Source organism: Methyloceanibacter sp., from assembly GCF_049590335.1.
Taxonomy (GTDB): domain Bacteria; phylum Pseudomonadota; class Alphaproteobacteria; order Rhizobiales; family Methyloligellaceae; genus Methyloceanibacter.
On sequence record NZ_JBAWCQ010000071.1, the window covers coordinates 1 to 8,649 of the forward strand.

Sequence of the window (8,649 nt, forward strand, 5' to 3'; positions counted from 1 at the left end):
GTTGCGCGAAGGCCGAGGTTCGTCGGACAGTTCCGCCATGGAACCGTCACCCCGGCATGATTCCGGCTATCCGAATTTCGATCTCGAGACGGAGATGATGGATCTCCACCGGGCTCCCGTGGCGGGAATCGACGAGGCCGGGCGCGGGCCATGGGCCGGGCCCGTGGTCGTCGCCGCGGTCATTCTCGACCCCGATCGTATTCCCCAAGACCTGAACGACTCGAAGAAGCTAACCCCGCAGGCTCGCGAGGACCGCTATGAGGAGATCATGGCGACGGCGCGCGTTGCCGCCGTGATCGGTCAGGTGGCCCGAATCGATCGCGATAATATCCTGCAAGCGACCTTTTGGGGCATGCGCACTGCGTTCCGGACTTTGGGCGTGCTGCAGGCCGTGGCGCTGATCGATGGCAACGCCGTGCCGAAACGATTTCCCGGCACAGCCTGCCCCCTAGTCGGCGGGGATGGGCGATCGCTCTCAATTGCGGCGGCGTCCATCGTGGCGAAGGTTACGCGCGACCGGATCATGGTGCGGCTTGCCAAGCGCTATCGCGGCTATGGCTGGGAGAACAACAAGGGCTACGGCACACCGGAGCACGCAAGCGGCATTCAACGCCACGGTGTCTGTCCATACCATCGCCGCTCCTTCGCGCCCATCCGGCGCGTCCTGGCACTCAGCGCTGAAACGGTGCCCGCCGGCCCCTAACCCAGCCAGTCGGCGATGCGTCCGGCGATTTTGTCCGCCCCGTCTTTCACGACCAGCATATGAGCGTGATCCTCCAGCACCCAGAAGGGGCAGTCCGGATAGGCGTCCGCCGTGTCTTTTGCCGTCTCCAGAGGAACGACGCGGTCATCCGTTCCGGATAGCGTCAACACGGGACAATTCACGGCACGCGTATCGACGGCGGTCGCGCCGGCACGGTCAAACATCCAGAAGAACAATTCGAACAGCGCTTGGCCCGATTCAGGCCCGAATGCCTCGAACACCTGCCGCTACCGCGCCGGCGACAGACGGTTGAGGCTGATGTTACAGGCGATCACGAAATTCGGATCGAAGGCGCGCGTCCAAAAGGGCCCCAGCGACATCAAATCCTGGCCGAGCTGTTTTTCCCGCTCCGAAAACGGCAAAGTCCCCGCCCGCGGCGCCGGGCTCGCCAGGATGAGCTTCTCCGCAAGCCCCGCAGCCGCGATTTGCTGCGCGACCACCGCCCCCATGGAATGGCCCAGCAGAATGGGTTTTTCGGGGAGCGCAGCGATGAAGTCTTGCATTTGAGCGCGATAGTCCACGATGCCGACGCCGGTGAGCTTCTCGATACCGTCGGTCTTGTCGGCCCCATGCCCTATGAGATCGGGTGTGTGGCACGCATACCCCCGCGCCTCGAATACGGCGCGAAAGGGCTCGAAGCACCAGCCGCCGCAATTGACGCCATGGACTATGACGATCGTCTTTGTCATGGTCATGCGATGTTTTCCCGCCCCGCCATTGTCTTCGCGCCGATGCCCTCAAGCGGGTTAAGGCGGCCTTTACCCCGCTCGGCCAGCATGGGCCTGTCTTGCCGAGTACAACATGGCAAGCGCGTGTGTGTATTGCGTAACGCGAGTGGATCATCATGGGTGTGGGGGATACGGGGGAGCGGCGGCTTCCACGCAACAAAATCATTGTCGGCGATTGCATCGAAGAACTCCGAAAGCTTCCCGCAAGAAGCATCGATCTGGTCTTTGCCGATCCGCCCTACAATCTGCAGCTCGCAAACGAGCTCTACCGGCCGAACAATAGCCGTGTCGACGGCGTCGACGACGACTGGGACAAGTTTTCCAGCTTCGAGTCCTATGACCGCTTCACCCGTGATTGGCTGACCGCCGTCCGCCGCGTGCTGAAGCCCAATGGCAGTCTTTGGGTGATCGGCAGCTATCACAACATTTTCCGCGTGGGCACGGCGCTGCAGGACCTCGGCTTCTGGGTGCTAAACGACGTCATCTGGCGCAAGACGAACCCGATGCCGAACTTCCGCGGCAGGCGCTTCACCAATGCGCATGAGACCATGATCTGGGCCTCTACCGGCCAGAAGGCACGCTACACGTTCAACTACGAGTCCATGAAGTCGCTGAACGAAGACCTGCAAATGCGGTCCGATTGGCTGTTGCCCATCTGCTCGGGCGCCGAACGCCTTAAGCAGGATGGGCGCAAGACCCATCCCACGCAGAAGCCCGAGGCGCTGCTGCAACGGGTGATCCTCGCAGCCAGCCATGTGGGCGATGTTGTGCTCGACCCGTTCATGGGGTCCGGCACTACGGCCGTTGCCGCCAAACGCTTGGGCCGCGCCTTCGTCGGTATCGAGCGCGAGGGTGCGTATGCGAAAGCCGCGCGCGAGCGGCTCAAGTCGATCGTAACGCTCGACCCGGCCTCGCTACAGGTCTGCAAGGGCAAGCGGGACGAGACCCGCGTGCCCTTCGGCACCTTGTTGGAGATGGGGCTCTTATCGCCCGGGACTGCCCTCTACGATCCGGCGGCGCGCCATGAGGCCAAGGTGCGCGCGGACGGGTCGATTGCCTGCGGCGACGCGCAAGGCTCTATCCACAAGATCGGCGCCCATGTGCAAGGCGCCATGGCCTGCAATGGCTGGACCTTCTGGCACTACGAGGCCGGCGGCACGCTCAAGCCGATCGACGCCTTGCGCACGGAGGCTCGCCAAAAACTCGCTTCTTAGCACCCCGCTTCTTCGACGCCGACCGAACCTCGCCCGACGCATGGGCGAGCACCTTTCGCATCACCGATGGCAGAGCGGATTCGGGGAGATCGCGTTGCCCCACCCAGCGGCAGCGCCCAGGGTCCGCAGCCGGTTTTGGTTCGGCGGTGCAACCGACCTCGGCGCGATAGACCGTCAGTTCCAGACGAAAATGGGTGAAGGTGTGCGTGACGATACCCGGCACGCAGCTCCAACGCGCGCTCAGCGGCGCAGCGGCTTCAGCCGAGTCCGGTAGCGGGCCCTCTTCCCAGGCCGTGGAGGGTGCCTCCAACATGCCGCCGAGGAGCCCTCTCGGCGGCCGTTCCCGCAGCAGCACGGCGCCGTCCTCCCGAACCGCAACGAAAGCCGTCCCGCGCCGGGTCGGCCGCTCGGCCTTCGCGGCCTTGTAGGGAAGCTGCTCTGCGAAACCGGCCGCAAAGCCGCAGCAGCTGGGACGGACCGGGCAGAGCCCGCAGGCAGGACGGCGCCGCGTGCACACCATCGCGCCGAGATCCATCATGGCTTGCGCGAAGTCTCCCGCATGTTTCGCTGGCGTCAGGCGCTCCGCCAGCGCCTTGATTTGCAGCTTGGCCGCCGGTAGCGGTGTTTCAATCGCGAAGAGCCTGGCGAGAACCCGTTCGATGTTTCCGTCCACCGGGGAAGCTCGCCTGCCGAAGGCGATGGCGGCGATAGCGGCGGACGTATAAGCCCCGATGCCCGGCAGCTCACGCAACCCCTCCTCCGTATCGGGAAAGTGGCCGCCATGAGTATTGGACACGACGCGCGCGCAAGCATGCAGGTTGCGGGCGCGAGCGTAATAGCCAAGCCCGGCCCAGGCCGCGAGGACATCGCCCAGTCCGGCGCTCCCGAGCGCGTCCACGTCGGACCAGCGGCGTATGAAGTCGATGAAGCGCGGCATCACCGTTCTGACGGTGGTCTGCTGCAGCATAACCTCGCTCAGCCACACCTTGTAGGGGTCTTGCAGCGTACCCGGCGGCGCGCGCCACGGAAGCGCCCGCCCCTCGCGCCGGTACCAGGCCCGGAGGGCGGGGACGATCTTTACGTCCGGATCGCCATTTGGAATGTCCATGTGAACGTCTTGCATAAGTCCTCATGCCATGCGCAATCGCCTGGCGCCATGGTGTAGACTCAACCAAAGATCACGGGAGCGAGGATGAACAGGATGAGGCGAAGGCCAAGGGGCGGGCCGCGCGCGATCGGGGCCTTTGTCGAAAGGGCGCTCGACAAGGCCGCGCGGACGCGCGGCTTCGCCGCGACCGCGCTTCTCAGCGACTGGCGCGCAATCGCCGGTGCCGACCTCGCCCGCTATACCATGCCCGACCGCATCATCTGGCCGAGGCGCCGTGACGATTGGGATGGCGACGAGGCCGACAGTCCACGCGCCCGAGGACATAAAGGGGACGGCGCTACGCTGGTCCTCCGCATCGAAGGACCGCGGGCTATCGAGGTTCAACATCGCGCGGCACAGATCCTGGAGCGGATCAACGCCTATTTCGGCTATCGCGCTGTCACCGATATGCGTTTTCTGCAGGCCCCTATCGCCCGCGTCGCGCGGCCCAAGAGCACGCCGAACCCCCCGCTTCCCGCCTACGCCTTGCCAAAATCTGCAGGCATTCAACATGCGGGCTTGGCCCGAGCGCTGGGCAGGTTGGGCGCGAGCGCCACGAGCGGCGTCCCGGACCGGACAACGGCCGGCAAGACGCGCGGTTGAGTCTTGGCCCGAGCAGGTCTAATTGTCGCCGTCACGAGAGGTTGAAGTTAAAGCCTTTACGCCCGCTTGCCGGATCGGTGCCATTCAACGATTGTAGGGCACGATTGGCGCGAGGAAGCCGCGCGTAACAGAAAAAGCCGGAGTATTCGACGTGGCAAAACGCGAAAAAGACACGACCGAGGCGCCTGCCGAGGTCAAGAAGAGCAAGACCGGAATTTACGCGATCGGGGCGGTGGCTGTCGCCGCGCTTGCCGTAGGTCTGTATTTCTTCAGCGCCGAGGCACCGGCGGATCCCAAAGCGCCGAAGACCGACCTGGAAATGGCCGCGCTGATGGAAACCGGTCCGCTGGAGGACGTCGTCCTCGGCGATCCGAAGGCCGACACAGTGATCGTGGAATACGCCTCGATGACATGTCCCCATTGCGCGCAATTCTATACGAAGGTGTTTCCGCAGCTGAAAGAGAAGTACATCGATACCGGAAAAGCTCGCTTCATCTTTCGCGAATTTCCGCTGGACGGCCTTGCGGTCGCCGCGTCCATGCTCGCTCGCTGCGCCGGGAACGATCGATTCTATCCGATGCTGGACGGGCTGTTCGAAACCCAGGAGAGCTGGGCCTTGCCAGGCGCCGACGGCAAAGAGAAGCTGAAGCTCATCGCGAAACAGGCCGGTTTTTCGGAGGAGAGCTTCGAGCAGTGCCTTGCGGATAAGGAGCTGTTCGACAAGATCGTGGCCGTGCGCAAGAAAGCGCATGAGGACTACGGCGTCGATGCGACGCCATCCTTCTTCGTCAACGGCAAAAGGCTTCCGGGCGTGGGGCTCGAAGTGTTCGAGTCCGCGATCGAGGGCAAGCCGGAAACACCGGCGGACGGCTAAGCGTGAGATCAGACCACGGCCGGTCCGCGGCGTTCACGCCATGGAATTAGGAAAATACCATTGGTATCCTTTGGGGGATGTTTGTTGGGGCTTAGCAGGGCAGCCACAATCGTCTTGACCGGCGCCGTCCTGTGCCTGGCCCTTTTGGGTCTTGCCGCCTGCGGCCCCGGCGGCACCGCACCCGAGGCCGCGCCCCTAACCGACCAACTCCTGGAAGCAGGGCCCCTGGGCGAGCGCGAATACGGCAATCGGAACGCGCCCGCGACGATCATCGAGTATGTGTCGCTGACCTGTCCGTATTGCCGTGCCTACCACGCCAAGGTGTTTCCCCGCGTGAAGCGCACCTACGTGGACACAGGCCGGGTGCGATACATCATCCGGGAATTCGCGATCGGGCAGACTGCGGGAGCGGCGGCAATCGTCACCAGATGCGCCCCGAAGAGCAAGTATCTGCGGCTGATCGAGGCCTATCTGTCCCGCCAGCGCGAATGGGTGAGCCAGGAGGTGCGGCCCAACGCCCTTTACAAAATCGCGAAAACCAGTGGAATGAGCCGCGCGCAGTTTGACAAATGCCTATCGAATCAAAGTATTATCGATGGGTTAACGGAGGTCAAGCAGCGGGGACGCAGATACGGCGTCGTTGGAACGCCGACGTTCTTTATCAACGGTCAGAAGCTCCAGGGCGAGGTCACCTTCGAACAGATGAAGGCCTTGATTGAACCACAGGCTTCTTGATCTCCGGCGTTGCGAATCACGCCGTCCCCCGCCAAATTCAGGTCTTGTCGCGTTTCCGTCACTGAGCACGCGTTTGCCGGTTCCAAATGGGGCCCGGTTCCAAATAAGGATCGTAAGCCGGTGCAAATTTCGAAACTCCGCCTTCTTGGGTTCAAATCGTTCGTCGAACCGACCGAGCTCGTGATCGAGCACGGCTTGACCGGCGTGGTCGGCCCGAATGGCTGTGGCAAATCCAATTTGCTGGAGGCCCTGCGCTGGGCTATGGGCGAGACCTCTTACAAGAGCATGCGCGGCGCCGCCATGGACGACGTGATCTTCGCCGGCGCACAGGACCGCCCGGCCCGGAACATGGCCGAAGTTACTCTCTTCATCGACAACAGCGAACGCCTTGCTCCTGCGGAGTTCAACGACGCGGACGTTCTCGAAGTGACGCGGCGCATCGAGCGCGAGGCGGGCTCTGCCTATCGCGTCAACGGCAAGGACGTGCGTGCCCGCGACATCCGCATTCTGTTCGAGGACGCCGCGACCGGCGCCCGCTCGCCGGCCCTGGTGCAACAAGGGCGGATCGGCGAAATCGTCAGCGCAACCCCCTTGGAGCGGCGGCGCGTGCTGGAAGACGCCGCCGGCGTCGCCGGACTTCACAGCCGCCGCCACGAAGCGGAGCTACGTCTCAAAGCGGCGGAGACCAATCTCGCGCGCCTCGCCGACGTGATCGGCCAGGTGACCTCGCAGCTCCAGGCCACGCGCCGTCAGGCACGACAGGCAAAGCGCTACCGGGACGTCTCGACCAAGATTCAGGAGATGGAAGCGCTTTCCTACCATCTGCAATGGGTAGCGGCCTGCGCGCAGGTCGAAGCGGACGAAAGCTCGTACCAGGACTCGCTCACCGCCGTGGCCGAGGAAACCAAGGCAGAGGCGGAGGCCCTTCGGGTGCAGACCGAAGCGGCCAACAAGCTTCAGCCCTTGCGTGACGAAGAGGCAACCCGTGCGGCGGTTCTGCACCGCCTCAGCGTGGATCGCGATGCGTTGGAACGCGAAGAGGCGCGCGCCAAGGCCCGCCAAGAAGAGTTGGAGACCCAGCTCGCCCAGGCCTCGCGCGACCTGACCCGCGAAGAGGAGCAGATCGCCGAAGCCAACAAGATTCTTACAGGTCTTTCGGACGAGAGGGCCGCACTTGAGGCGGTTGGTACGGATGAGAGTGTCGAGCCGCAATTGCGCGAAGCCGCGGCAGCAGCAGCAGCCGTGCTTACCGATGCCGAGACCGCGCTGCGCCACGCGACAACCGAGCTTGCCGAGGCCCGCGCGGAACGCAGCCGCCTGGAAAACGAACAGACCCGGCTCGCCGGCCGGATATCGCAGCTCCAGTCCCAATCCGAGGATCTGGGGCAACAGCTTGCCGATCTCGAGGCTGAGACCGGCGGCGAGTCCAAGCTCGCCGAATTGAACGCCGAAGCCGAGCGAGCATCCGTGCTGCTTGAGGAGGCTGCCACGGCACTGACGCAAGCCGAGGCCGATGAAGAACAGGCCCGGGCGGATGAAGCGCGCCTGCGCAGCGCCCTTGCCGATGCGAACCTGGCCCGTCAGGAGATCGAGACGGAACTGGCGACCCTGCTCAAGCTTCTCGCGCCGCCGAACGACTGGACGCCCATCGTCGAAGATGTCCGCATCGAGGGCGGCTACGAGCATGCGCTCGGCGCGGCGCTTGGCGACGATTTGGACGCGGCGGCAGAAGACAGCGCGCCGGCCCATTGGAGAAAAATCGATGGCCTGGAAGGGGATCCGGCCCTGCCCGACGGCACCGTGCCGCTCAGCCGATTCGTGCATGGCCCCGAGGCCTTAGCGCGCCGGCTGTCGCAAATCGGCGTGGTCGAGCCCGGACAAGGCTCAAGCCTCCAAACCGCCTTGAAGCCGGGCCAGCGCCTTGTGTCCAAGGACGGCGATCTATGGCGTTGGGACGGCTATAGCGTCCAGGCCGGTGCGGCCACGGCGCAAGGCGCACGCCTCGAGGAGCGTACCCGGCTCGAATCCCTGAAAGGCCTGAAGGTCGATGCCGAGAACGCGCGGGCGGCCGCAGGAACGGAGCTGGAGGCGGCCACGCAAGCCACCCAGGCCGCGAGCCAGAGGACGAAGGAACTCCGCCTCAAGATCAACGAAGACCGCGTCGAGCTCGATCGCAATCGCAGCGCCATCGGCACGGTAGAAAGGGAAATGCAGGCCAACAGCAAGCAATTGGGCGCCTTGGCGGAGGCGCTGAGCCGCACCACGGCCGCGCGCGACGAAGCGCAAGAACAGGCGGGCGCCGCAGCAGAGGCGTTGCAGGCGCTGACCGCCCTCGACGGGCTCACCGCGGCCCTGGAGGCGGCTCAAAGCAAGGCTGGTGACGCCCGCTCCGACGCGGCCCAGGCCGAAGCCAATCTGAGGAGTTTCGAGAACGAAGTCCGGCTCCGCACGGAGCGAATCACGGCGATCGCGGCAGAGGAAGACCTTTGGGGTAAGCGCATCGCCAATGCCCGTACGCAAATCGAGACGCTGGGCACGCGCAAGAGCGAGACGACCGCCGATCTTGAAGCCCTGGCCAAACTGCC

9 protein-coding genes are annotated in these 8,649 nt (G+C 64.4%); 6 read left to right on the forward strand and 3 right to left on the reverse strand.

Annotation, left to right across the window (positions count from 1 at the left end; all coding sequences use genetic code 11):
* The coding region (locus tag WBQ77_RS05375) for a ribonuclease HII (protein WP_424059267.1) at positions 1–703 on the forward strand (703 nt) is incomplete at its 5' end.
* On the opposite strand, the gene WBQ77_RS05380 is transcribed toward WBQ77_RS05375, so the two are convergent.
* Together WBQ77_RS05380 and WBQ77_RS05385 are read right to left on the reverse strand one after the other, a co-directional pair.
* The gene (locus WBQ77_RS05380; protein WP_424042113.1) at positions 700–984 is read right to left on the reverse strand and encodes an alpha/beta fold hydrolase; all 285 of its coding nucleotides are present in this window, start codon (positions 982–984) and stop codon (positions 700–702) included. The genes WBQ77_RS05375 and WBQ77_RS05380 overlap by 4 nt on opposite strands.
* A gap of 6 nt (positions 985–990) precedes the next feature.
* The gene (locus WBQ77_RS05385; RefSeq protein WP_424059269.1) at positions 991–1,458 is read right to left on the reverse strand and encodes an alpha/beta hydrolase; all 468 of its coding nucleotides are present in this window, start codon (positions 1,456–1,458) and stop codon (positions 991–993) included.
* A gap of 149 nt (positions 1,459–1,607) precedes the next feature.
* Here WBQ77_RS05385 and WBQ77_RS05390 point away from each other — a divergent pair, with 149 nt between their 5' ends.
* The gene (locus tag WBQ77_RS05390) at positions 1,608–2,705 is read left to right on the forward strand and encodes a site-specific DNA-methyltransferase (RefSeq protein WP_424042117.1); all 1,098 of its coding nucleotides are present in this window, start codon (positions 1,608–1,610) and stop codon (positions 2,703–2,705) included.
* Here WBQ77_RS05390 and mutY read toward each other — a convergent pair.
* Complete coding sequence (gene mutY / locus WBQ77_RS05395) at positions 2,653–3,813, reverse strand: A/G-specific adenine glycosylase (protein WP_424059271.1); 1,161 nt, start codon at positions 3,811–3,813, stop codon at positions 2,653–2,655. The two genes, WBQ77_RS05390 and mutY, sit on opposite strands and share 53 nt — an antisense overlap.
* 93 nt (positions 3,814–3,906) lie before the next feature.
* Here mutY and WBQ77_RS05400 point away from each other — a divergent pair, with 93 nt between their 5' ends.
* From WBQ77_RS05400 to WBQ77_RS05415, 4 genes are all read left to right on the forward strand, one after another.
* Positions 3,907–4,455, forward strand: coding sequence for a DUF721 domain-containing protein (locus WBQ77_RS05400; protein WP_424059273.1), 549 nt, complete (start codon positions 3,907–3,909; stop codon positions 4,453–4,455).
* Between the two features lie 151 nt (positions 4,456–4,606).
* The gene (locus WBQ77_RS05405; RefSeq protein ID WP_424059275.1) at positions 4,607–5,329 is read left to right on the forward strand and encodes a DsbA family protein; all 723 of its coding nucleotides are present in this window, start codon (positions 4,607–4,609) and stop codon (positions 5,327–5,329) included.
* A 114-nt stretch (positions 5,330–5,443) separates the two neighbouring features.
* Complete coding sequence (locus tag WBQ77_RS05410; RefSeq protein WP_424042123.1) at positions 5,444–6,064, forward strand: DsbA family protein; 621 nt, start codon at positions 5,444–5,446, stop codon at positions 6,062–6,064.
* Between the two features lie 120 nt (positions 6,065–6,184).
* The coding region (locus WBQ77_RS05415; protein WP_424059277.1) for a chromosome segregation SMC family protein at positions 6,185–8,649 on the forward strand (2,465 nt) is incomplete at its 3' end.

What these genes read in the sequence shown, in the direction of transcription:
- WBQ77_RS05385 (WP_424059269.1), bottom strand. Translation starts at nt 1,458, where the DNA reads ATGACCATGACAAAGACGATCGTCATAGTCCATGGCGTCAATTGCGGC.
- WBQ77_RS05390 (WP_424042117.1), top strand. Translation starts at nt 1,608, where the DNA reads ATGGGTGTGGGGGATACGGGGGAGCGGCGGCTTCCACGCAACAAAATC.
- mutY (WP_424059271.1), bottom strand. Translation starts at nt 3,813, where the DNA reads ATGGACATTCCAAATGGCGATCCGGACGTAAAGATCGTCCCCGCCCTC.
- WBQ77_RS05400 (WP_424059273.1), top strand. Translation starts at nt 3,907, where the DNA reads ATGAGGCGAAGGCCAAGGGGCGGGCCGCGCGCGATCGGGGCCTTTGTC.